Below are 24,730 nucleotides of genomic sequence, written 5' to 3' on the forward strand. Positions count from 1 at the left end.
CCCCCTAAGCTTGTGGCACATCGTAAAAGTCTTTCTTGTAAAACTCCTGAGGGCCGTCCAGTTCCCGCGCATCCTGATAGGCCTTGCGCGCTTTGATGCGCTCGATATAGGCCAAAACATTCGGGAAACCGTCCATTTTGACATAATACGGCGCCGAAAACAGGTTGAAACCCATCATGGTATCCGCCGCACTAAACCCCGATGGCAGCAACCAATCGCGATCTGCTAGGGTTCGGTCCATGGCCTTGAGCGTGGCCGCAAGGCGCGCCGCTTCCAGCTTCAGCACGACAGGGGCGGCCGGAGTTGGATCGCCCATAAACAAATGCTGCATATTGAGCGATGCCAGAATGGACGCTTGGGTTTCTGCAAACCCAAGCCATTCCAGATAGGCCACTCGCTCTGGGTCGCCCGGCAAACGCCCCAACCCCAAGTCGGGCCGTGTTTCCGTCAGATATTCGACAATGGCGCCACTTTCATAAATCGTGGTGCCATCAATCTCGAGTGCAGGCACGCGCCCTACTGGCGAAATCGCCTTGAAATTGGCCGCGCGCAAAGACCCATCAGTGATCGAATACTGCTTAAGCTCGCACGTCAGCCCCATTTCCTCGAGCAGCCACAAAATGCGAAATGACCGAGAAAACGGGATATGGTGCAGCGTGATCATGCAGCGTCCTCTTGGTCTTCTTCGACCAGTTGGATCAAGGCAGCACCATCTTGGACTTGATCACCCGCAGATGCGAACACTTCGGCGACAACGCCGTCACGCGCGGCCAACAACGAATGCTCCATCTTCATGGCTTCCAAGATCGCCAATCGATCACCTTCTTTGACCTCTTGTCCTGCTGTCGCAAAGACGGCCTTGACCAGTCCGGGCATCGGCGCGGAAATCACGTTTCCAGCTTCGGCCCCGGCGGCTTCACGCGCCAGCGGGTCAATGATTGCGAACTCTAGCCCATATTGGGTGTACAAAGTCACTGCCGACGGAGTTTTGGAAACAGGTGCCGCACGATCGCCATCCAGATGCCAGCCACCACCGATTTTTTCGGCTTGAACCTCAGCACCATCCAAAGAAACCAGTGCCTTGTTTGACCCCTGCATCAAAACCTTGGCGTCATATTGAACCTCATCCCGCATCAGCGACACAGACCGCTCCAAAGGCGCCCAAAGCGTAAACCCTGTGGTCTGGCCTTGCGCATCCCCATCCAAGTCCAGCGCCACCATAGCGGCCCAAGCAACTTGAGCCTGAGTCGGGGTCGGATCCGTCACAAGAGTATCAATATCGCGTGCGATCAATCCTGTATCGACCTCGCCGACAGAGAACCCTGCATGGTCACAAAGCGCCCCAAGGAAGGCAAGATTGGTGACCGTACCCCCGACCTGACACGTGTCCAATGCTGTGCGCATCCGCGACAACGCCACGGCGCGCGTTGGGCCATGTGTGATCACCTTGGCGATCATGGGATCATAGAACGGGCTGATGGTATCCCCCGCGCGGACCCCCGAGTCCGAGCGCGCGCCGTCTGGGAATTGCAAATGCGATAGCGTCCCAGTGGCAGGCAAGAACCCTTTGGGCACATCCTCGGCATACAGACGTACCTCAAAGCTGTGTCCCTGAATCGTGAGGTCATCCTGTTGCGAAGGCAGGCTCTCGCCAGCAGCAACACGCAACTGCCATTCTACCAGATCCACACCCGTGATCGCCTCCGTCACAGGGTGCTCTACCTGCAAGCGGGTGTTCATTTCCATGAACCAAAATCCATCTGTGCGAAGCCCGTCTGATCCATCCACGATAAATTCAACGGTCCCAGCGCCTTTATACCCGATCGCTTCGGCGGCCCGTACCGCTGCATTGCCCATCGCGGCACGCACGTCTTCGGTCATACCCGGTGCCGGGGCTTCTTCGATCACCTTCTGGTGACGGCGCTGCAACGAACAATCGCGCTCGAACAGATGTACCGCATGTGTGCCATCGCCAAAAACTTGCACTTCGATATGGCGCGGATGCTGTACAAATTTTTCGATCAACACATCTGCATTGCCAAAGGCCGTGGTGGCTTCGCCTTGGGCACTGGCAAGAGCATCCATAAAGTCAGCAGGATCTTCAACCAGACGCATGCCTTTGCCGCCGCCCCCGGCGACAGCCTTGATCAACACGGGATACCCCGTGGCATCCGCCGCACCGGCCAGATGCTCTGGGTCTTGATTGGTGCCGTGATATCCGGGCACGATGGGCACACCAGCCTCGTGCATCAGAACCTTTGCCGCATCTTTCAAACCCATGGCACGAATGGCTTTGGCGGATGGGCCAATAAAGACCAAACCAGCCGCCTCGACCTTTTCCACAAAGTCAGGGTTCTCCGACAAAAAGCCATAGCCGGGATGGATCGCCTGAGCGCCGGTTTTCAAGGCAACCTCAATGATGAGATCCCCCTTGAGATAGCTTTCAGCAGGTGCAGACCCACCGATATGAACCGCTTCATCTGCCATCGCGACGTGCTTGGACGTGCTGTCAGCATCCGAATACACGGCCACGGTTTTCACGCCCATCGTGCGGGCTGTTTCCATAACGCGGCAGGCAATTTCACCACGGTTTGCGATTAGAATCTTGTTAAACATCTTTACCCTCATTTGATTGGGAATTTGTCGTCGCCGAGTTTATCGACGGAATATTGGCGATTGCGAAATAGGAGACGAGGATCAGAACAGCACAAGTTCCTGTGCTGATGAGCACAGACAGGAATTTGTCCACATCGAGTTGCACCAGAGCGAGAAACATCCAAACGCCAACAGTCACACTTGGGAATGCGAGGCCGCTCAAAAATCCAAACTTGTGTGCAGCCCCCGCACCGATCGGGTTGGCGTAAAAGCCATGTACACGATGGGTCGGAAATGCACTGACTGCTGTGACGATCGCACAATTTGCGGCAGTGGCCCCCAGAAGCGCAGCAAATCCGATGCAGGCCCCTGCGATACTTATGGAAATCCGAAGCGTTCTAATGCTCTCGGCAGCTTCTGCGCTTGCCTCAATGCACTCGGCACAATCAGTCATTTTAGCGACCAATGATGCCTCAGCAGTCAGAGTATACCCATAAGACGCGAACAGAAATCCGCTGAATGCCAACATCCAAAGCAGACGTTGGTTCACCAACCCGTCTTCGTGTTCAATCTGTGAGCGCAAATGCGCCCACTCTTGATATATGTCTGGATCACTCATTTCGGCCCCTTTCGACAGAAAATCGCGGCGAATTACATCCGGAAAACGCCGAACTTTGTCTCTTCGATTGGGGCGCATAGGGCCGCCGACAACGAAAGATACAGCACATCACGTGTCTTGCGTGGATCGATGATACCGTCATCCCACATCCGCGCAGAAGCATAGAGCGGGTGGCTTTGGTGTTCGAACATGTCCAGCGTGGGCTGTTTAAAGTCGGCTTCTTCCTGTGCAGACCATTCACCGCCGTTGCGCTCGATCGAGTCGCGCTTGACCGTCGCCAGAACGCCCGCAGCTTGCTCGCCGCCCATGACCGAAATCCGGCTGTTGGGCCAGCTCCACATAAAGCGGGGCTGATAGGCTCGGCCTGACATGCCATAGTTGCCAGCCCCAAAGCTGCCCCCGACAACCATTGTCACTTTGGGCACCTTGGTTGTGGCTACAGCCGTCACCATTTTGGCCCCGTGACGCGCGATCCCTTCTGCTTCGTATTTTTGCCCAACCATAAAGCCGGTGATATTTTGCAAAAACACAAGCGGGATATTGCGCTGGGAACACAGCTCTACGAAATGCGCACCCTTTTGAGCGCTTTCTGAATACAGAACGCCATTGTTCGCCACGATCCCGATTGGGCACCCTTTAAGGTGGGCAAATCCAGTGACCAGAGTTTCGCCAAAGCGCGGCTTAAATTCGTCAAACCGGCTCCCGTCTACCACACGCGCGATAACTTCGCGAATGTCATAAGGTGTGCGCAGGCCTGCAGGCACAACGCCCAGAATTTCTTCGGGATCATAGGCCGGTTCTTCGGGGGACTGCCAGTTGACGGTTTGCGGTTTGTGGCGGTTCAGGCTTTCGACGGCACGGCGAGCCAGAGACAGTGCGTGGCTGTCATCTTCGGCCAGATAGTCCGCAACACCAGACAGACGTGTATGCACGTCCCCGCCGCCCAGATCTTCTGCGCTGACAACTTCGCCGGTGGCTGCTTTGACCAAGGGGGGGCCCGCCAAAAAGATGGTGCCTTGTTCTTTGACGATGATTGTCACGTCCGACATCGCAGGTACATATGCACCACCCGCCGTACAGGACCCCATGACCACCGCAATTTGCGGAATGCCTTTGGCAGACATGTTGGCCTGATTGTAAAAAATACGCCCAAAGTGATCACGGTCCGGGAACACTTCGTCCTGATTGGGCAGGTTAGCCCCGCCGCTGTCGACCAGATAGATACACGGCAGGTGGCATTCTTCGGCAATCTCTTGCGCGCGAAGGTGCTTTTTAACGGTCATCGGATAATAGGTACCGCCTTTAACAGTGGCGTCATTACACACCACCATGACCTCTTGGCCGTGTACTCGACCAATACCGGCAATCACACCTGCAGCAGGTGCCGCGTTGTCATAGAGATCATGTGCGGCTGTTGCGCCGACCTCTAGAAATGGCGACCCTGGGTCCAATAGGTTGGCCACACGTTCGCGCGGCAACATCTTGCCACGGCTCAGGTGGCGATCTCGCGCACGCTCGCCACCGCCCTGTGCGGCTGCACGTGCAGCGCTTGCGACAACCTCGAGCGCCTCAAGATGGCCCGCGCGGTTGGCTTGGAAATCGTCAGAGCCGGTCAGGGCCTTGGATTGAATTTTTGACATGGTCTTACACTTTCCGAGAGTTATTGGTCGCCCAATTGGGATTCAAGAAACAACGCCTGTTCAGCGGTGCGAAACATGTGACACGCCACCGAGGCCGGGCCGCCGCCCGTGCCGCCCCCCCATAGCGTACGTTGATAGATGCACGTCGCGTCGCGATAGGCGATCCACGCGCGCTGCATTTCAAGAAGCGCTTGCGCTTGGGATGGTGCCGATGATCCAACCTCTGCCATCTCGGCATCGATTGCTTCGGCGTTACTGCGCACCTGTTGGTAGGCAACATTCAATCGCGCATCCCAGTACTGCAGTTCACTATTAAAACAGTTCCCCATTCCAACAGTCGAAGAACCGCCTTCTGATTGTTCCATGCAGATATTTGCGGATGCCCCAATACAGTTTTGCGGGTCCGTTAGGACTGACATTTCCTGCAAACAGGTCTCTGTCGTGCTCGGGCTGAACACCGTTTCTTGTGCAGCGACTGGCATCGTGAACACAACAACAATTGCAGCAAGGGAATAGCAGATATTCTTCATGCGCGTAGCTCCTCTGAATAATATGCCGAAAATGAAATTTGATCGCCTTGGGCGTTCAAAAGTTGATCTAGATCAGTGTCTTGCCCTGCGACTCGGATCAGAAAAATTTCGTTAACTTGACGATAGGTATCATTATGAAACGTACGACCACAGCAATGGTTCTTGCCACCGCTATCGTATCTCTTGCCGGTCCGCTGGCCGCCCAGTCTCAAGGGGATTGGACGGTAGGTATCGGTGTTGGATACGTTGACCCGAAATCTGACAACGGCACGCTGGCCGGTGGCGCGACAACCATCGACAGCGATGCGCGTCCAACCTTCACCGCAGAGTACTTTGTGCGCGACAACTGGGGCATCGAACTGCTTGCAGCCACCCCGTTTGAGCACACTGCGACGATCGCTGGCGTTGGCCAAGCGACGACCAAACATCTGCCGCCCACATTGTCGTTGAACTATCACATCCCGACCAACAGCAAATGGAAACCGTTTGTGGGTCTGGGTCTCAACTACACAACCTTCTTCGAAGAATCTTCTGCTTTGGGGAACGTTGAAATGCGCGACAGCTGGGGCGTTGCTGCGAACATCGGTGTGGACTACGCGATCTCTGACGCTGGTTCTTTGCGCTTTAACGTGCGTTGGATGGACATCGACACAGACACCTACCTGAACGGCGCTTACATTGGCACCGCTGAGATTGATCCTGTGGTTGTTGGCGTATCCTACGTGCACCGCTTCTGATCCTAGCAAAAAGACGGGTGGGCCGGATTGGCCCATCCCAATTCATGCACCCCGCCTGCCCTACTTATGGGCAAGCGGGGTTTCTTTTATCGCTGAGCGTTCATCAATTCGCGGCCAATGAGCATACGGCGAATTTCACTGGTGCCTGCCCCAATTTCCATCAACTTTGCGTCGCGGAAAATACGGCCCACAGGGTTGTCAGACAAGTAGCCTGCGCCACCAAATGCCTGAACAGCCTGATGCGCCACCTTCATCGCTTCTTCGGATGCATACAGCACACATGCAGCCGCATCCTGACGTGTGACAGCACCGCGATCACACGCTTTGGCAACCTCGTAGACGTATGCACGTGCTGTATTCATCGCTGTGTACATGTCGGCAATTTTGGCTTGCATGATCTGGAAATCACCGATGGATTGCCCAAATTGTTTACGCTCGACCATATACGGCATCACTTCGTCCATACAGGCCGCCATGATCCCTGTCCCCAAGCCGGACAAAACCACGCGCTCATAGTCCAGACCGGACATCAACACACGCACGCCTTTGCCTTCTTCGCCAAGGATGTTCTCGAATGGCACTTCCACGTCTTCAAACACCAACTCTGCGGTGTTCGATCCACGCATGCCCAGCTTGTCAAAGTGGTTGGAGGTTGAGAACCCTTTCATCGTCTTTTCAACGATGAATGCCGTCATACCTTTGGACCCCGCATCAGGGTCGGTCTTGGCATACACAACCAACGTATCCGCATCTGGACCATTGGTGATCCAGTACTTGTTTCCGTTCAATACAAAGCGGTCGTTGCGCTTTTCAGCATGCAATTTCATCGAGACAACGTCAGATCCTGCATTTGGCTCACTCATGGCCAATGCACCAACGTGTTCACCGGAAATCAGACCGGGCAGATATTTGACCTTCTGCTCATGCGTCCCGTTCAGCTTGATCTGGTTTACACACAGGTTCGAGTGCGCGCCATAAGACAAGGCCACAGACGCAGATGCGCGTGCCAACTCTTCACAGGCGATAACGTGCGCCAGATAAGACATTTCTGCCCCACCGTATTCTTCGGGTGTGGTAATTCCCAAAAGACCCAATTCACCAAATTCTTTCCAAAGCTCGTTTGGAAATTCATTTTTCTGGTCAATCTCGGCTGCCATTGGCTTGATCCGCTCTTGGGCAAAACGATGCACCATTTCACGCATCGCATTGACGTCTTCGCCCAGATCGAAATTCATGGTGTGCATAAACATCGCTCAGATTTCTCCCGTTATTGAACGCTTGTTCATATAACTAGGGCATGTCATGCATCCAATCAAGAAATTTCCTGCTCTGCGTAGTACTACGGATATCACAATGCCTGACAAACGCCCCATTTCAACGCCCCCACTCGGGCTTGCTGAGTTGATCGCAATCGCCCTTGGCGGCATGATCGGCGGCGGAATTTTCACCATTTTAGGCCTCAGCGTCGCAACCGTTGGCGTATGGACCCCCTTGGCGATTGGCTTGGGCGGCGGCGTGGCGGCACTGGCTGCCTACTCCTATGTGAAACTTGCGCTTTATTATCGTGATGAAGGCGCCACCTATGCGTTTTACAAGCGCAGCTTTCCTGGCCACGATCTGTCTGCCGCACTAATCGGATGGTGGGTTGTCTTTGGCTATATCGCCACAATCGCGCTCTATGCGTTTACATTTGCGTCTTATGCGACAAGCGCTTGGACCAATGATCCATGGGTGCGCAAGGCCGTCGCAATTGCCATTATTGCCGTATTTGCCGGCATCAATGTCTGGTCCACGCGCGGAATGGGGAAGCTCGAAGATTTTCTCGTCTATACAAAAATAGCGATTCTTCTGGTTGTTGCCGGCGTCCTGTGGGGCAATGCACATAGCACCCTGCCGGATCTTTTGGGACCTGACCCCAGCTTGCCAGTGTTTGGCATCCTCACCATCGCGGCCGTGACCTTTGTCGCCTATGAGGGGTTTCAGTTGGTGATCCATGCCATGGACGAAATGCGCGACCCAGAGCACAACATTCCACGGGCGATCTATTCCGCCGTTGCGCTTGCAACCACAGTCTATGTTGTCATCGCGATTGGTGCGATCCTGACAATCCCGTTCGAAAACATCATTCAACATCAAGAGCATGCGCTTGCCGCTGGCGCCGGCGATGTGCTTGGGCCTATCGGCACCCAGCTTGTGATTGTCGGCGCGTTGTTGGCGACCATGAGCGCCATTTCAGGCACGCTTTTTGGCGCATCGCGCCTTATGGCTGTCATTGCGCGCGATGGATTTTTCCCCAAGAGCCTCGGTGAGCGCACAAACAGCATCCCGCGGAAATCGGTGCTGGCAATGGCAACCCTTGCAAGCGGCCTGATCCTACTCGCGGATCTGCGCTTGATTCTTGAATTTGGATCTATCACCTTTTTGATTGTCTCAATCCTGATGGCATGGGCCAACCACGTGCACCGCGCAAAAACCAAAGCCAACCCCTTGATGACAGTGCTTGCGATGTGTGGCTTGGGATCAGGAGCTGTGCTTATTTTGATATTCGAGGCCCACCACGCGCCGATGCAATTGGTATTTGTGCTGGGTCTCTATCTTGCGCTGTCCTTAGGGGCATGGACCTTCACCCGCTTTGGCAAATAATATCGCCGCCGCCAAACCTAGGACCCTTGATAAACCGCGCCAACTTCGGCCCGGATAATGCGCGCAATCAGCGCGCAATCTTCAAGGCTAAAGGTCAAGGGAATGCGCATATCAACAATACCTTTGAGAACACGATCCGTCTTGGGCATTTGTGCAGAAGGCGCATACCGCCAACTGTCATAACGCGATGTAAACGCGACCGGTTCAGCCCCGCCGAACCACTTGAGTTCTACGCCGCGGCGCTGGCAGCGCGATATCACAGATTGAATTCTGTCCTCTTCCCAATCCAACAGCAGAAACTGAATTGACGAGCCAACATAGGTTTCGTCGGATGATCGCAGCGCAATCATTAAGCCCGGCGTACCTTCAAGCCCTGCTTCGACCACCTGATACCGTTCATTCCAGCGCTGACACTGTGTGTCCAAATCCCGCAATTGCGGTCGCAAGATCGCCGCGCGCAAATGGTCCATCCGTCCTGAGACATTGGGCGTATCATATTTAACGCGCTCAAACACCTCAGCCGCCGGAGCCGCCAAATGCCGCTCGTACAACATATATGACCCAGACAGGATCGTCGCACGCGCCATGAGAACCTCATCATCCGAGACAAGGAGACCGCCCTCGCCGGAATTGATGTGCTTGTATGTCTGCGTCGAATAACACCCCATGACACCGTGCCGCCCAGAGAATGTCTCGCGCCACTTGGCACCCATCGTGTGGGCGCAATCTTCGATGACACGAATATTGTGTGCGTCACATATGTCCATCAAGGCATCCATATCGCACATATGGCCACGCATATGCGACAGCATCAGGATATCAGCCGCATCTGCCTTGGACACAAGATCGTCTAGATCAATCACCAGTTCTTCGGTCACACCCACAAAAACCGGCACCGCCCCCACCGATGCAATCGCACCCGGCACAGGGGCGAGTGTAAATGCGTTGGTCAAAACCTTTTGTCCGGGTTTCACTTCGAGCGCGCGCAGGGCTGTGGCCATTGCATAGCCGCCGGACGCCACAGCCAGACAGTATTTTGCCCCGACTTGTGCCGCAAACTCTTGTTCCAAAAGCGCAACTTCACCGGCTTCACCTTCGGCCACATTGTAGCGATGCAAACGGCCGCTGCGCATGATGTTCAGCGCGGCCTGAATGCCTTCTTCGGGAATCGGATCTTGCTGGGTGAAATTACCGGTAAATATCTCTTGCATGCGCCAAGCTTTGGCGATCATTCCCCGAGACGTCAACGGGGGATATTAAGAATTGATTTCCCTATGGGTTTTGCCCGATCAAGCGCAAAACGACATCCGGAAGCGCGTCATAACTGTGTAACAGCGCCTCAGGCTCTAGCGCGGCCATGTCTTCGCCGCTGGGGCCAAATGTAACAAGCACCGAGGGCACCGACGCCGCACGCGCTGTTTCGCGATCCGTCACACTATCCCCGATTAACACGGTTTTCGCAGGATCACCGCCCAAACGACGTGCCGTTTCAAACAACGGTTCTGGCGATGGCTTGCGGACGGGTAAGGTATCAGCCCCTACGAGCGCCCCAAACACATCCCGCACACCTAGCGACTGCATCAACTTCTCGGCCAAGCGCTCTGGCTTGTTCGTGCAAATCCCCACGCCATACCCACGGTCTAGCAAGACATGAACGGCATCCATTGCGCCGGGGTACAGAAAAGTGTGCGTGTCGATTGCGGCATCATATGCCTCGAGTAAGCGCGGATAATACGCATCGACCAAGGCAGCATCATAGCGCCCCAAGCGCTCCAACCCCAAGGTCAACATGGCCTTGCCTCCTCTCAGGGCAGTTCCAGCATCTTGTTCAGGAATCAGCACATCGCCCTCACCTAAATCCCGAAAACACGCATTTGCGGCAGCCAGCAAATCCTGACTTGTATCTGCCAATGTTCCATCAAGATCAAAGACTACTGTTCGCATGAGACCAACCCTATTTTCCTAAGTAAACCCGCCAGTCACAACGGACTTCGGCATCTTTTCGCCACGTCTGTAACATGCGGTAACCCCTTTTGATGGGCTTTGTGAACCAGCGACCTTGCGTAGATGCTGTGAACGGATAAAACGGGCGCAACGTATTTAACAAGAGAAATCAGACACAATGAGCATTGCGCTTGTAATTTTGGGTGCCGGCAAAGGCACTCGCATGAAATCAGATTTGCCAAAAGTACTTCATCAAATCGCGGGCGCGCCTATGCTCGTCCATGCCATGAAAGCCGGTGCCGTTTTGGAACCAGCCCGTACAGTCGTGGTTGCCGGTCACGGGTATGACCATGTCAAAGCGGCCGTGAACGACTTTGATCCCGATGCAACAATCGTCATGCAGGCCGAACAAAAAGGCACCGCACATGCCGTGGACATGGCACGGGACGCGCTCTCAGATTTCGACGGCGATGTCATCGTGCTCTTTGGGGATACACCGTTTGTGCGCCCGGAGACGCTGGAAAAAATGGCCGCCGCACGCGGTGAGAGCGCAGTTGTTGTCTTGGGATTCGAAGCTGCAGACCCCGGGAAGTATGGCCGCCTTGTAATGAACGGATCCAGCCTTGAAGCTATCGTAGAGTTTGCGGATGCATCAGATGAGCAGCGCGCCATAACCTTCTGTAATAGCGGCGTTATGTTGGCTGACAGAGAAGCCTTATTCGCGATGATATCTGCCGTCGAAGCCAACAACGCGCAAGATGAATATTACCTCACCGACATCGTTGGTATCGCCCACAAGAATGGGCTTGCTGTCACCGCCGTCGCCTGTGACGAGGAAGAAACGCTTGGCGTCAATTCGCGCGTCCACCTCTCTCAAGCAGAGGCTATCTTTCAAAACCGGGCGCGTTTGGAATTGATGGAAAACGGCATCACCCTGCAGCAACCTGACAGCGTCATGCTTTCACATGATACGGTTATCGGGCGGGATACAATTGTCGAACCCAATGTCTATTTTGGACCCGGCGTGACCGTTGAAAGTGGCGCACACATCAGAGCGTTTTCGCACCTCGAAGGCTGCCATGTCGCACGCGACAGTGTGGTCGGGCCCTATGCCCGCTTGCGTCCAGGTGCGGAGCTTGCAGAAGGCGTGAAAATTGGCAACTTTGTCGAAGTAAAGAACGCCCAACTCGAAGCAGGCGCCAAGATCAATCACTTGTCATATATTGGCGACGCCACAATCGGCGCCGACACAAATGTTGGCGCAGGCACAATCACCTGTAATTACGATGGGGTGATGAAGCATCACACAACGATCGGCGCGCGCGCCTTTATCGGATCAAGCACGATGCTTGTAGCGCCAGTCCAAATAGGTGATGACGCGATGACCGCAAGTGGCTCGGTGATTACCAAAGACGTCCCTGCCGAAGCGCTCGCATTAGGGCGCGCCAAACAGGTCAATAAATCTGGCCTCGCTGTGAAATTGTTCGAAATGTTAAAGCTAACCAAAGCAAAACGTGATTTGGAGTCTAAATAATGTGCGGAATTGTAGGGGTTCTTGGAACCCATGAAGTCGCCCCAATCCTGGTTGAGGCCCTCAAGCGTCTTGAATATCGCGGGTATGACAGTGCCGGTATTGCGACCGTTCACAAAGGGGATCTGGATCGCCGCCGTGCCGTTGGCAAGCTGGTGAATTTGTCGGACTACTTGGTAAAGAACCCACTTCGGGGCAAGTCAGGTATTGGGCATACACGCTGGGCAACACATGGCGCGCCCTCCGTCGATAATGCCCACCCCCACAAAGCGGGACCAGTTGCGGTTGTCCACAATGGAATTATCGAGAATTTCCGCGATCTGCGGGCGGAACTGGCCGAAGCGGGTATTCAGTTTGTCACCGAAACCGACACGGAAACGGTTGCGCTGATCACCCAACGCTATCTTGAAGACGGCCTGGCGCCCGTTGACGCCGCCATGAAAACCCTCTCTCGCCTCGAGGGCGCCTTTGCATTGGCCTTTTTGTTTGAGGGCGAAGACGATCTGATGATTGCCGCACGTAAGGGATCACCTCTTGCGATTGGTCATGGTGATGGCGAAATGTATGTCGGCTCTGACGCGATTGCGCTGGCTCCGATGACGGATCGCATCACCTATCTTGAAGAGGGCGATAGCGCTGTCATTACCCGCACGTCTCTGGTTATCCGCAACGAAAGTGGCGAGATCGCAAACCGCAAGATCAAAACCATCCATATCGATCAAGGGCGCGTCGACAAGGCTGGCCACAAGCATTTTATGTCTAAAGAGATCTCGGAACAGCCCACTGTTCTGGGCGAGGCTGTACGGCATTATTTGTCGAACGACGCCACACAAGTCACCCTGCCCGATCCGGGATTGGACTTTACCAAAGTCGAGCGCCTTACAATGGTGGCGTGCGGAACAGCCTTTTATGCGTGCCTGACGGCAAAATACTGGTTTGAACAACTGGCAGGCATTCCTGTCGAGGTCGATGTGGCTTCGGAGTTCCGCTATCGGGAACCCCCCATCACCAAAGGCACCGTCGCGCTGTTCGTCAGCCAATCCGGAGAAACCGCAGATACGCTTGCCGCCCTAAGATACTGCGAAGGTAAGGCAGATAAAATTCTGTCTGTGGTGAACGTTCCCGAAAGCTCGATCGCAAGAGAAAGCGATCTAGCGCTGCCCATCCTTGCGGGCACAGAGATTGGCGTTGCGTCAACAAAGGCGTTCACCTGTCAGCTCACCGTGCTGCTGATGCTCGCCGTTAAGGCCGCATCAGATCGTGGCACACTCAGCGACGAGCGCATTCAAGACATCCTGTCAGGCCTTCGCGGACTGCCGGCACAGATCAACACCGCGCTCGAGGCAGAGGGCTCGTTGGTCAAGGTTGCACGCAAACTATCCGAAGCACGCGACATCCTGTTTCTTGGACGTGGATTGATGTATCCTCTCGCACTTGAGGGCGCTCTAAAGCTAAAAGAAATCAGCTATATACACGCCGAAGCTTATGCAGCAGGTGAGTTAAAGCACGGGCCAATTGCCCTGATTGACAAACACGTGCCAATCGTCGTGATGGCACCACGTGATGATCTGTTCGACAAGACAGTTTCCAACATGCAAGAGGTCATGGCGCGTAAAGGTAAGGTGATATTGATCACCGATGCCAACGGACAGGAAGAAGGCGGCGACGGCGCTTGGAATACCATCGTCATGCCAGAAGTCGATCCGGTCCTGTCTCCGATCTTGTACGCCATTCCAGCTCAGTTGCTTGCGTATCACACGGCCATTGCCAAAGGTACGGATGTCGACCAGCCGCGAAATCTGGCAAAATCGGTCACAGTGGAATGACCTTTGACGACGCGCTCGCATCTCTCGAAGCCTTGATCGAACCGGGTCGGGCGGAAAAAATGTCCGCGTATCATAAGCAGGCGCGCCCAGTATTGGGCGTGCCGAACCCTGCGATCAACGATGTGACCAAAGAATGGCGACAATCTCTTTCGGTCGCCGAGCGCGTTGATCTGGCGCGTGCTCTATGGGCAAGCGATATATTTGAAGCCCGCCTTGCCGCCGCCAAAGTACTGACCCAGGCACGTATCCGCCCAGATGACGGCGTGTGGGATCTTATCCAAAGCTGGGTCCCGGATTTTGACAGCTGGGCCATTGCAGATCATGTGTGCATGGCAGGCATGAAACGCCTAACTGCAGACCCCGCCCGCGTGGACGTGATCGAAGATTGGACGACATCGGATCATATGTGGACCCGACGCGCGGCCTTGGTCATCACCCTGCCTTGGACCAAGCAAAACCACCCGAAACCCGCAGAGCTTGCCGTGCGGGATCGCGTCTTGGGCTGGGCTGCTGGCTATGCCGACGATCATGACTGGTTTATTCAAAAATCTGTTGCATGGTGGGTGCGGGATTTGTCAAAGCACGATCCAGACCGCAGTCGGGCATTTCTGGACGCACACGGTGACAAGCTAAAGCCATTTGCGCGCAAAGAAGCGGGCAAATACCTGCCATCGGCCGATTAATCCGCAAACACGCGGATTTCGACCAACTCGGTCAACGGCACACCCAGCGCCTGCATGGCGGCAAGTGACATACGCGATCCGGCTGAGGCCGCACCCTCGATGGGGATCAGCTTCACCTTTTGAGAGGCCGCGCCAAATGTCACGTGCCCCGTGGTCTGTGTGCGCACCAGCGGGGTCTTGAGCCACATTCCAGATTCGGTTGGGGACCCCAACGACACAATCGTTGCCCCAAGATCACCTCGAGCCGCAGTCAAGGAGCCTGTGGTGTGGGCGGACGTTGCTGTCTCTGGTCGCGCCACCGGGCGCACAGTTCCTGCTGGCAGTGGCGCAATCGCTGCGTCCCCTGCCACGTCCATTGCCTGTGGCTGGATTTTGGCACATGCACTCAGGCACACACAAAAGACCAGCCCCAGCGCCGTCTTTGAAAACATGCGAGTTTGCATATGCCCTTGCCCCAATTTCATTCTGTCACTACCTATAGCACTATGAATACACCGTTGATCGACCCCTTCAATCGTACTGTCAATTATTTGCGTGTCTCGGTCACAGACCGATGCGATTTCCGCTGTCAGTACTGCATGTCCGAAAACATGACGTTCCTTCCAAAGAAAGAGCTTCTGACATTGGAAGAGCTGGATCAGCTTTGTTCCGAGTTTGTGAACTTGGGCGTGCGAAAGTTGCGAGTCACGGGCGGCGAACCCTTGATGCGCCGCGGTATTTTAAGTTTTTTTGAAAATATGGGCCGTCATTTGGAAAGCGGTGCGTTGGACGAACTGACGGTCACCACCAACGGGTCGCAACTCGAACGCTTTTCACAACCCCTTTACGCGGCTGGTGTCCGTCGGATCAACATTTCGCTTGATACGATAAACGAAGCCAAGTTTGCCGATATCACACGCTGGGGCCGCCTGCCCCAAGTCTTGCGCGGAATTGACGCCGCACAAAATGCGGGACTGCGCGTCAAGATTAACGCGGTGGCCCTGAAGGGGTTCAACGAAGACGAATTGATCGCAATCACCGAATGGTGTGCCAGCCGGGACATGGATCTGACATGGATTGAAGTCATGCCAATGGGGGACATGGGGGAAGAAAACCGCATCGACCAGTATTGGCCGCTCAAGGACCTGCGGGCGCGTCTTGGTGATCACTATACGGTCACGGATTTGACCGAACGCACAGGCGGACCCGCCCGATATGTCCGTCTTGAGGAAACAGGTCAAAAAATCGGGTTCATCACCCCTTTGACACATAATTTTTGCGAAAGCTGCAATCGCGTTCGCCTGACCTGCACAGGACAGCTTTATATGTGCCTTGGTCAAGAAGGTATGGTCGATTTACGCGACCCGCTGCGCGCCCCACAAGATAAAGACACGCTGGAAAATGCCATTCGTGCTGCTATCGCGCTCAAGCCCAAGGGCCATGATTTTGACTATTCCCGTCAAAAAGCCGACGGTCAGATGTCGCGTCACATGAGCCACACGGGCGGTTGATGCCAAATCCTGAGCGTTTGACACTGACCTATCACGTCTATGCGTGCGCGACCGCTTTGGCGGCCCCGTTTGTGAAACGCAAAATCCGCAAAAAGATGCTGGCCGCACAGATTGCCCCGGCGCGCATCAACGAACGTTTTGGCGCGGCGACAGCGCCGCGCCCTCAGGGCAAACTGATCTGGATACACACAGTCAGCGTCGGAGAGTTCCTGTCCGTGCTGGAATTGATCACGGACCTGACCACACAGGGCACGGTTTTGGTGACCACAACCACGGCGACCGCGGCAGCCCTTGCCGCCCAGCGCCTTGCGCCCGAATGTATACATCAATACGCGCCGTTGGACACACCGCAAGCCACACGCAAATTTCTGTCACACTGGCAACCGGACCTTGCGATCTTTGTCGAAAGCGAGATTTGGCCAAACCAGATCGTTCAAGCACACCACCGACATATCACATTGGCATTGATCAATGCGCGCCTGTCCGCACGGTCGCTGGAAAAATGGGCCAAGCTTCCGAAAACAGCACGGGCCCTGCTGAGCCGTTTTGATGTGATCCTCGCCCAAGCAGATATCACACGTCACGCCCTTGAGGCGCTCGGTGCACCAAGCACACGGTCGCGCACAAGCGGCGATATGAAGGCCGCCTCAAACCCGCTGCCATTTGATGCAGCACAAGCCAAAAAGATGCGTGAACAGTTTGCAGAACGCCCCGTTTGGGTGGCCAGTTCGACCCATCCCGGCGAAGAAGAGAAAGTGTTGCAGGCACACAAGATTGTCAGTGAACAAAACGCCAATAGCCTGTTGGTACTGGTGCCACGTCACCCTGATCGCGCAGAGACCCTTATGGATCAGTTGCGTGGAGACGGCTGGCACGTGGCACAACGCAGCACCGGCGACCTCATCACCAAAGACACTCAGGTTTATCTGGCCGATACTCTGGGTGAAACCGGTCTGTGGTACCATTTGGCGCCGATCGTGTTTGTGGCCGGATCATTCACGCCAGTCGGCGGGCATAACCCCTACGAACCCGCTCATTTTGGATGTGCCATCCTGACAGGACCATTGTATGCCAATTTCGAATTGGCCTATGGAAATATGCTGGCTGAGGATGCCTGCATAGAAGTGCAGGATGCGTCCGACCTCGGCCGCACTGTGGCAGATCTTTTGACAAGCCCGCGCTTACAGCAGCTTCAGACGTCTGCGCACAAATTTGTTCGATCGACAGCCAACACACGTACGGATGTCATGCAAGCGCTTGTCCATTTGCTCGAGACCAAACCGAGCTAGAGGCGCTGTCCCACATCGGACTGCAAGTGATCTAGGAGACGCACCATAAAGGTTTGGCCCGCTTGAAATTGCGCAACCGTCAAATATTCGTTGGGTTGATGCGCCTGTTCGATGTGACCCGGCCCACAGATTGCGGCTGAATATCCCGCCTCTTGGAACTGTCCGCCCTCAGTGCCATACGACACAACTTGTGCGGCGTTGTCCCCCGTCAACTGGCGCAAGAGCATCTCAGCTGTGCCTTGGTCTTCTGGCGCGAGGGCCGGAATGTGGAATTTTTGCTGGAGCACTATCTTTGTGGACGGAACAACCGCCTGCATTTGTGCTTGGATCTCGTCCACCTTGGCGAACAAGGCATCGCGCCATTGGGTCATGTTCTCATCTGGTACCAGACGGAAATCCAGATCAAAGTGACAATCCTTGGCGGTGATGTTGTGGGCTGTTCCCCCATGGATTGTCCCCACATGCGCCGTGGTAAATGGGGGGGTAAATATCGATGCGGCATCGCTGGGCTGGCGTGCCATGTTGGCGGCGTTCACATCGTTGACCCATTCAATCAGCTTGGCCCCATACATGATGGCATTCACGCCCGTGTGCACCAAAGACGAATGGACCTCGAACCCTTGAATGTGCACATGATAGCCAAAGCTGCCTTTGTGACCTGTGACGACCTGCATCATCGAGGGTTCGCCAACGATCACCGCGCTGGCCTTGGGTAAAACAGGCTGCATCGCGTCAATCATTTCTGGCGCGCCCAGACATCCGACTTCTTCGTCATAGCTAAGCGCCAGTTGGAGTGGTCGCGTCACTTGAGCATATTTGGCTTCGACCATGGCCCAGATCGCAAGTGCATCGAACCCCTTCATGTCGCAGGTGCCCCGCCCAAAGAGCTTGCCGTCGCGCTCGACCACCGTGAACGGGTCGGTCCCCCAAGGCTGGCCCTGAACCGGAACAACATCCGTGTGCCCAGACAACAGAACGGCCCCTTCTTTCATCGGCCCGACATGCGCAAACAAAGATGCCTTTTCTTGCGTCGCGTCATAATGTCGGTGCGCTTGAATCCCATGGCTGGCCAAATAGGTGTCCACCCAATCAATCAGTGGAAGGTTGCTGTCGCTGCTCACGGTCGGAAACCCAACCAGCACATCCAGAATTTCGCGCGGTCCAAGGCGGTTCGTCATAGTATATCCCATTCATCTGGTCACGGATCATGTCGGGCAAGCGCGAAATTCATGCGCGCGAATTGCGCGCGGCACCTTCACCGAACACGTTGAAACCAGTTTGTCGATGCAAAGTCCACCCGCGCCAATATCTAGGGCCCAGAAACCGCCGATGCGCCCAGATCAGATAAACCCGCCCCATGACCACAATCTGTCAGGCCATGCCTGTCGCATACCCGATGTCAGTTTCCAAAACCAAATGCGTTTCACCAACACGTTTGTAGCGCGACCGCGTGACCTCAAACCCCTGCGGATGCACCAAGGCCGGAGCCTGAGGGTGTGCACTTCCGGCCATATTGTGACGCTTGCGGGGGTCGGCAACCGGCACCGCGTTCAGCAATGCCTTGGTGTACGGATGTTGAGGCGTTTCAAGGACGGCACGACGGGTCCCGATTTCCACAAGACGCCCGCGGTACATCACGCCAACCTGGTGGCTGATGCGTTCCACAACCGCCATATCGTGACTGATGAATACATAAGAGAGCCCAAGGTCCGCCTGAAGCCGCAGCATCAGGTTCAGCACCTGCGCCTGCACCGATACATCAAGCGCCGAGACGGCCTCGTCGGCCACAATCAACTTGGGGTCCAGCGCCAAAGCCCGCGCGATGGCGATACGCTGGCGTTGACCACCAGACAGTTCGTGAGGATACCGCCCGAGAAAGCTCTGTGGAAGTTCCACAAGGTCAAACAATCTGGCAACGCGGTCCTGCAAGGCGCGCCCGCTAAGCGAAGCATAGTTGCGCATCGGTTCGGCGACTTGATCTTGCAAGGTCATCTGAGGGTCCAACGATGCAAACGGATCCTGAAAGATCATCTGCATATGTCGCCGCATCTGGCGCATGTGTCGTGCTGGCAAGCTGCGCAGATTCTGATTTTCGAATTCGATATCGCCCTCATCAGCGTCGGTCAGCCGCAAAATCGCCCGCGCCACAGTGGATTTACCGCTCCCGGATTCTCCGACCAATGCCAGTGTCTGCCCAGCGTCCAAAGAAAACGACACATCTTCCACGGCGTGCAAGTTTGAAACAGCGCGCCGCAACAAGCCGCCTTTGACGGGAAAGCGAACCGACAAATTGCGCACGCGTAACAGCGGCGTCGAATTTGGAGCCTTGATGCCCTCAGTCGACGCGTAGGGCCCATCTGCTCCAAGCGGCCTTGGCTCATCCGTGCCTGTCATATCCCCAAGCCGTGGCACCGAGGTCAGTAGAAACTGTGTATATGGATGCTGCGGAGCCTCAAAAACCTGAGACACAGTCCCCTCTTCCACCACAAGTCCGTCACGCATCACAATGACCCTGTCGGCGACTTGGGCCACCACGGCCATATCATGCGTCACAAAAATAATTCCCGCACCGGTTTCTTGTTTCAGTTCGTCAATAAGCGCGATGATTTCGGCCTGATTGGTCACATCCAATGCAGTTGTTGGTTCGTCTGCAATCAAAAGTCGCGGCTTACATGCCAAAGCCATCGCGATCACGACCCTTTGGCGCATCCCACCAGATAGTTCATGGGGATATTGCGTCAAACACCGCTCCGGCGACGGAATACGCACGCGCTCTAACAAAGTGCACGCATGGTCTCTTGCTTGCTTGTGGGTGAGGTTTTGATGAAGCTTGATGCCTTCGGTCAGTTGTCGTTCAATTGTAAACACAGGATTAAGCGTGGTCATCGGTTCTTGAAAAATCATTCCGATGTCATTGCCGCGTATATTTTGCATCTCGCGTTGCGTGGCCTGCGCGAGGTCGATCTGAGTGCCGTCGCGTTTGGTAAAATTGATCTGTCCGGCATGCACATACCCATTTTCAAAAGCGACCAACCCCATCACCGAAAGACATGTCACCGATTTACCCGATCCGGATTCTCCGACGATGCACACCGTTTCACCCGGATGCACCCGGCCCGAGAAATCTCGAATGGCGTCCGCCCCGCCATCGTCGGTTCGGAATGTGACGGACAGGTTCTTGATCGTCAAAAGATCAGTATCAGACATCAGTCAAAACCTTACTCAAGCAATGAAGCGCATCTCAAGACGCTATCGTCAGGTCAATCGCACTGTCAAACAGGTGTTTGCAATGCCCCCGTTCACATGCCATTCACCTCACCCAAGGGTTGCATTTAGAGCACCCATAGTCTGTGATAGGCACAACTGGGGAAATCGGGTTTTGATCTTGTGCTTACGCGCTGGATTATTTGATCTGTCCCCACCCCATGATGGCAACCGCTATCACGTACTGATAATCGCGCCCCACAAGGAGCACCGCATGAAGCTTTCGTCAACTTTGTTAAGTCTTGGAACCGTTTGTTTTTTTGCCTCTACAGCCACGGCCGAGCGCGGAAGTGATGGGCATGTCAAAATTCTGTTTTGGCAAGCCCCTTCAACGTTGAACCCGTTCCAGTCCGGTGGCGCAAAAGACAACGAAGCCGCCTCTTTGGTTCTGGAACCATTGGGCCGGTATGATCCAAACGGCGCATTGGTGCCCTATCTGGCGCAGCACATCCCGACGGTGGCCAACGGTGGTGTCGCCAATGATCTGACATCCATCACATGGACCCTCAAACCCGACTTGATGTGGTCAGATGGAACACCTGTCACATCAGAAGATGTGAAGTTCAGCGCTGATTACTGTATGCATCCAGACGCAGGGTGTTCACAATTGGCCAAGTTCGACGGTGTTGAAACTGTCGAAATCATTGACGCCTATACTGTAAAAGTTAATTTCGCCGCCCCGCGCCCCAATCCATACGGCCCATTCATGGGCGGACAGTCTCCAATCCTGCAAAAGGCACAATTTCAGGACTGCCTAGGCGCACGTGCCATCGAATGTGTGGCACAGAACTTTGCTCCCATTGGCACCGGCCCGTTTACCGTAAAGGAATTCCGGCCTAACGATGTGATCTCGTTCGAGGCCAATCCGAATTATCGCGACGCGACCAAACCCGCGTTTGAAACGCTCACCCTCAAGGGCGGCGGCGATGCCACGGCCGCAGGACGTGCGGTCTTGGAAACCGGTGAATTCGACTATGCGTGGAATTTGCAATTGGCACCGGATGTCTTGGCAAAGATGGCGGATGTCGGCATTGGCAAGCCGATCGCAGCCTTTGGCACCACGGTCGAACGCCTTGAGATGAACCTTACCGACCCCAACCCCGATCTGGACAAAAACATTCGCGCCACACGCGAAGCCCCACATCCGTTCCTGACCGACATGAATGTGCGCAAAGCGCTGTCCATGGCAATTGATCGCAGTCTTTTGGTCGAGATCGGATATGGCCCCACCGGGCGTCCCACCTGCAATCTGGTTCCTGGCCCTGCCTATTACGCATCAGACAACACCGCGTGCCTGACACAGGACATTGCAGGTGCCAATCGTCTGCTTGATGCGGCCGGATGGGTGCGCGGCACGGATGGCGTACGCACAAAAGATGGGCAACGGCTGTCAATTCTGTTCCAGACATCAACGAATAACGTCCGGCAGGAGTTTCAGGCTCTGATCAAACACTGGTGGAATGAATTGGGCGTCGAAACCGAACTAAGAAACATCAACGCATCGATCTATTTCGGGGCAGACGCAAATTCCCCTGACACGTTTCAAAAGTTCTATGCAGATGTGGCAATGCACGCCAACAATTATGACGGCACCGATCCGCAAACCTATCTTGCCATGTATCGCTGTGGCAATGAACCCAAGCCATCCCGCCAATGGCAGGGGGAGAACATCAATCGTTTCTGTGATCCCGCCTATGATACGTTGATCGACACCTTAAGCCAAACCTCCGACCTTGAGACACGCTATGACCTTGCAAAACGCATGAATGATATGTTGACCAAGGACAGCTATGTGGTTGTGCCCCTGATTGATCGGGGTCGGGTCTCGGCCCACGCCAACAGCCTCGGTGGTGTTTTGATGAACTCGTGGGACTCCGAGCTGTGGAACATCGCAGATTGGCACCGTATCGAGTGACCGGTGGCAGGCGCGTATCTATGACGGCACCCTTGCTTGCATCCCCAAGCACAACGTCCTAGAGGCCGCGACATGTTCACCTTTACGCTTAGACGCCTTGGCATGGCCATCCCCGCGCTCGTATTCATAAGCGCGGTGATTTTCATGCTTCTAGAGTTGGCCCCCGGAGACCCTCTGGCGCAGGTCCCCCTAAGCGTGCCGCCCGAGGTTAGGGCCAACATGCGCGAAGCCTTGGGATTGGGCGAGTCTGCCCATGTGCGATACTGGAAATGGCTGGTTCAGATGTTCTGGGTCGAGCCGCAAGTTCTGTGCGACCACATCTTTGGCAGTACGTTTGCCGAAGGCAAGCAACGCGTGATCAGCTGGCAAACACGGTCGCCGGTAATGGATACTGTGGCGCAACGTTTACCACAGACCCTCTGGGTGGTGGGCATGGCCTATGTCATCGGGGTGCTTGTCGCCGTGCCCATTGGCATTTATTCGGCGTATCGCCAGTATTCGTTGTTTGATCAGGCCGGTACATTTGTGTCTATGTTGGGGTTCTCGATCCCCCCCTTCTTCGTGGGTCCCCTGTTGATCATGGTGTTCGCTGTTCAGCTCGGCTGGGTTCCATCCGTGTATGACACCACACATACGGTGCACGATTGGCAGAGCTTTCTGGTGCAACTGCGCCAAATGATTCTGCCAGTTCTTGTGCTTAGCCTGCAAGCAATGGCGCAAATTAGCAGATACATGCGCGCCTCGATGCTCAGCGTATTGCACCAAGATTTCATCCGTACCGCACGCGCCAAAGGCCTGCCGGAGCGCAAAGTCGTGTATGTGCACGCGTTGCGCAATTCGCTTATTCCGGTGGTCACAGCCATTGCGCTGGGGTTACCCTCAATCTTCGGTGGGGCCATCATCACCGAGGTGGTCTTTAAGGTGAACGGGATCGGTGACCAGCTCTTGAATGCCTTGCTGGCGAATGACTTGCCCAGTGTGCAAACTCTGACCTTCCTCATCGCGGTTCTGATTGTCATGTTCAATCTGATCGCGGATCTTCTCTATGGCGTGCTTGATCCGAGGATTAGGTATGACTGATCCCGTCGCTGCATCACACAACAGACATGGGAAATGGCCCCGCATATGGCGTGCGTTTCGCAAACACAAAGGGGCGATGATCGGCGGCGGGATTCTTATGTTCATCATCCTTGGGGTCTTGCTTGGGGATCTGCTTTGGGCGACAGACCCGCAAGCGCTTGATATTCGCAACAAGAATATGCGCCCGCTTTACACGCTGCTATGGGATACGGATGCCAAAGTCGGATGGGCCCACCCGCTTGGGACGGATTCTCTGGGGCGGGATGCATTGGCCAATCTGATCGTCGGCGGGCGCACATCTTTGGCAGTTGGCGCCGTCGCGATGTGTATTGCGCTGTTGGTGGGTACCACGGTTGGTATTCTGGCAGGATTGTTCAGATGGCTGGATGGACCGCTGATGCGGCTCACCGATCTGGTGCTGGCGTTGCCAATTTTGCCGCTGTTGTTGCTGGTGGCGACATTGTTTCGGGCCCCACTCAGAGCGCAATTCGGCCCTGAAGCAGGGATGTTTGTGTTGATTGTAACCGTGATTGGCCTGACCTCGTGGATGCAAACCGCACGCATTGTGCGATCTGAAATTCTCCACCTCAAAGAACAGGATTTCATACTGGCGGCCCGCTCTATTGGCACACGGCCGTTTGCCTTGATTTGGCGGCACCTGCTGCCCAACACCCTGTCGCCTATTCTGGTCTCGGCCACGCTTGGCCTTGCAACCGCAATCATCACCGAGAGTGCGCTGTCCTTTCTTGGGTTCGGGTTCCCACCCGATTTTCCGACGTGGGGCAAAATGCTCGCGGATTCCGTGCAACGCATGGATCAGTACCCCGAGCGGGTGATCTTACCCGGAGCCGCGATTTCTCTAACTGTGCTAAGCGTCAACTATTTGGGGGATGGTCTGCGGGATGCCTTTGATCCGCGAAGTCACAGGCGATCGAGAAATTAAG

General features: G+C 55.1%; 21 protein-coding genes. 10 read left to right on the top strand and 11 right to left on the bottom strand.

Features of this window, described 5'->3' with window-relative positions; all coding sequences use genetic code 11:
• Positions 1-4: 4 nt before the first annotated feature.
• From FAP39_RS03795 to FAP39_RS03815, 5 genes are read right to left on the bottom strand one after another with little or no spacing between them, the layout of a single operon-like run.
• On the bottom strand, positions 5-664 hold the full coding sequence (locus FAP39_RS03795) for a glutathione S-transferase family protein (RefSeq protein WP_138015056.1): 660 nt from the start codon (positions 662-664) through the stop codon (positions 5-7).
• The gene (locus FAP39_RS03800) at positions 661-2,616 is read right to left on the bottom strand and encodes an acetyl-CoA carboxylase biotin carboxylase subunit (RefSeq protein ID WP_138015057.1); all 1,956 of its coding nucleotides are present in this window, start codon (positions 2,614-2,616) and stop codon (positions 661-663) included. Before FAP39_RS03800 ends, FAP39_RS03795 begins: the two co-directional genes overlap by 4 nt.
• Positions 2,609-3,214, bottom strand: coding sequence for a hypothetical protein (locus FAP39_RS03805; RefSeq protein WP_138015058.1), 606 nt, complete (start codon positions 3,212-3,214; stop codon positions 2,609-2,611). Before FAP39_RS03805 ends, FAP39_RS03800 begins: the two co-directional genes overlap by 8 nt.
• Before the next feature lie 32 nt (positions 3,215-3,246).
• Positions 3,247-4,854: a carboxyl transferase domain-containing protein gene (locus FAP39_RS03810; protein WP_138015059.1), complete on the bottom strand. Its 1,608-nt coding sequence runs from the start codon at positions 4,852-4,854 to the stop codon at positions 3,247-3,249.
• A gap of 20 nt (positions 4,855-4,874) precedes the next feature.
• A complete protein-coding gene (locus FAP39_RS03815; protein ID WP_138015060.1) occupies positions 4,875-5,384 on the bottom strand; it encodes a lysozyme inhibitor LprI family protein in 510 nt (169 codons plus the stop codon).
• A gap of 134 nt (positions 5,385-5,518) precedes the next feature.
• On the opposite strand from FAP39_RS03815, the gene FAP39_RS03820 reads away from it, so the two are divergent.
• Positions 5,519-6,121, top strand: a complete 603-nt coding sequence (locus FAP39_RS03820; protein WP_138015061.1) for an OmpW/AlkL family protein — start codon at positions 5,519-5,521, stop codon at positions 6,119-6,121.
• Positions 6,122-6,207: 86 nt separating this feature from the next.
• Here the strand turns inward: FAP39_RS03820 and FAP39_RS03825 are convergent, their stop codons facing one another.
• Positions 6,208-7,371 (bottom strand): isovaleryl-CoA dehydrogenase, encoded by a 1,164-nt coding sequence (locus FAP39_RS03825; protein WP_138015062.1) that lies wholly within the window; start codon positions 7,369-7,371, stop codon positions 6,208-6,210.
• Positions 7,372-7,474: 103 nt separating this feature from the next.
• Here FAP39_RS03825 and FAP39_RS03830 point away from each other — a divergent pair, with 103 nt between their 5' ends.
• Positions 7,475-8,764 (top strand): APC family permease, encoded by a 1,290-nt coding sequence (locus FAP39_RS03830; protein ID WP_138015063.1) that lies wholly within the window; start codon positions 7,475-7,477, stop codon positions 8,762-8,764.
• 17 nt (positions 8,765-8,781) lie between these two features.
• On the opposite strand, the gene FAP39_RS03835 is transcribed toward FAP39_RS03830, so the two are convergent.
• Positions 8,782-9,975 carry a DegT/DnrJ/EryC1/StrS family aminotransferase gene (locus tag FAP39_RS03835; RefSeq protein WP_138015278.1) on the bottom strand — a complete coding sequence of 398 codons (1,194 nt, stop codon included), beginning with the start codon at positions 9,973-9,975 and terminating at the stop codon, positions 8,782-8,784.
• 61 nt (positions 9,976-10,036) lie between these two features.
• A complete protein-coding gene (locus FAP39_RS03840) occupies positions 10,037-10,708 on the bottom strand; it encodes an HAD-IA family hydrolase (protein ID WP_138015064.1) in 672 nt (223 codons plus the stop codon).
• A 178-nt stretch (positions 10,709-10,886) separates the two neighbouring features.
• On the opposite strand from FAP39_RS03840, the gene glmU reads away from it, so the two are divergent.
• The 3 genes from glmU to FAP39_RS03855 are packed head-to-tail and all read left to right on the top strand — an operon-like array spanning position 10,887 to position 14,748.
• Positions 10,887-12,242: a bifunctional UDP-N-acetylglucosamine diphosphorylase/glucosamine-1-phosphate N-acetyltransferase GlmU gene (glmU, locus tag FAP39_RS03845; RefSeq protein ID WP_138015065.1), complete on the top strand. Its 1,356-nt coding sequence runs from the start codon at positions 10,887-10,889 to the stop codon at positions 12,240-12,242.
• A complete protein-coding gene (gene glmS / locus FAP39_RS03850; RefSeq protein ID WP_138015066.1) occupies positions 12,242-14,065 on the top strand; it encodes a glutamine--fructose-6-phosphate transaminase (isomerizing) in 1,824 nt (607 codons plus the stop codon). The genes glmU and glmS overlap by 1 nt, the downstream gene beginning before the upstream one ends.
• Positions 14,062-14,748, top strand: a complete 687-nt coding sequence (locus FAP39_RS03855) for a DNA alkylation repair protein (protein WP_138015067.1) — start codon at positions 14,062-14,064, stop codon at positions 14,746-14,748. Before glmS ends, FAP39_RS03855 begins: the two co-directional genes overlap by 4 nt.
• On the opposite strand, the gene FAP39_RS03860 is transcribed toward FAP39_RS03855, so the two are convergent.
• The gene (locus FAP39_RS03860; RefSeq protein WP_138015068.1) at positions 14,745-15,179 is read right to left on the bottom strand and encodes a hypothetical protein; all 435 of its coding nucleotides are present in this window, start codon (positions 15,177-15,179) and stop codon (positions 14,745-14,747) included. The genes FAP39_RS03855 and FAP39_RS03860 overlap by 4 nt on opposite strands.
• A gap of 54 nt (positions 15,180-15,233) precedes the next feature.
• On the opposite strand from FAP39_RS03860, the gene moaA reads away from it, so the two are divergent.
• The gene (gene moaA / locus FAP39_RS03865) at positions 15,234-16,238 is read left to right on the top strand and encodes a GTP 3',8-cyclase MoaA (protein WP_138015279.1); all 1,005 of its coding nucleotides are present in this window, start codon (positions 15,234-15,236) and stop codon (positions 16,236-16,238) included.
• On the top strand, positions 16,238-17,527 hold the full coding sequence (locus tag FAP39_RS03870) for a 3-deoxy-D-manno-octulosonic acid transferase (protein ID WP_138015069.1): 1,290 nt from the start codon (positions 16,238-16,240) through the stop codon (positions 17,525-17,527). The genes moaA and FAP39_RS03870 overlap by 1 nt, the downstream gene beginning before the upstream one ends.
• On the opposite strand, the gene argE is transcribed toward FAP39_RS03870, so the two are convergent.
• Together argE and FAP39_RS03880 are read right to left on the bottom strand one after the other, a co-directional pair.
• Positions 17,524-18,705, bottom strand: a complete 1,182-nt coding sequence (argE, locus tag FAP39_RS03875; protein ID WP_138015070.1) for an acetylornithine deacetylase — start codon at positions 18,703-18,705, stop codon at positions 17,524-17,526. The two genes, FAP39_RS03870 and argE, sit on opposite strands and share 4 nt — an antisense overlap.
• A 193-nt stretch (positions 18,706-18,898) precedes the next feature.
• Positions 18,899-20,734 (bottom strand): ABC transporter ATP-binding protein, encoded by a 1,836-nt coding sequence (locus FAP39_RS03880; RefSeq protein WP_138015071.1) that lies wholly within the window; start codon positions 20,732-20,734, stop codon positions 18,899-18,901.
• A gap of 271 nt (positions 20,735-21,005) precedes the next feature.
• On the opposite strand from FAP39_RS03880, the gene FAP39_RS03885 reads away from it, so the two are divergent.
• The 3 genes from FAP39_RS03885 to FAP39_RS03895 all read left to right on the top strand — a co-directional run bounded on the left by FAP39_RS03885 (position 21,006) and on the right by FAP39_RS03895 (position 24,729).
• On the top strand, positions 21,006-22,706 hold the full coding sequence (locus FAP39_RS03885) for a peptide ABC transporter substrate-binding protein (protein ID WP_138015072.1): 1,701 nt from the start codon (positions 21,006-21,008) through the stop codon (positions 22,704-22,706).
• Between the two features lie 72 nt (positions 22,707-22,778).
• On the top strand, positions 22,779-23,786 hold the full coding sequence (locus FAP39_RS03890) for an ABC transporter permease (protein ID WP_138015073.1): 1,008 nt from the start codon (positions 22,779-22,781) through the stop codon (positions 23,784-23,786).
• Entirely contained in the window at positions 23,779-24,729 is a 951-nt protein-coding gene (locus FAP39_RS03895) for an ABC transporter permease (protein WP_246058922.1), read from the top strand. The genes FAP39_RS03890 and FAP39_RS03895 overlap by 8 nt, the downstream gene beginning before the upstream one ends.
• Position 24,730: the final 1 nt, after the last annotated feature.

The sequence above is a fragment of the Shimia litoralis genome (assembly GCF_005518135.1).
GTDB classification, from domain to species: domain Bacteria; phylum Pseudomonadota; class Alphaproteobacteria; order Rhodobacterales; family Rhodobacteraceae; genus Shimia_E; species Shimia_E litoralis.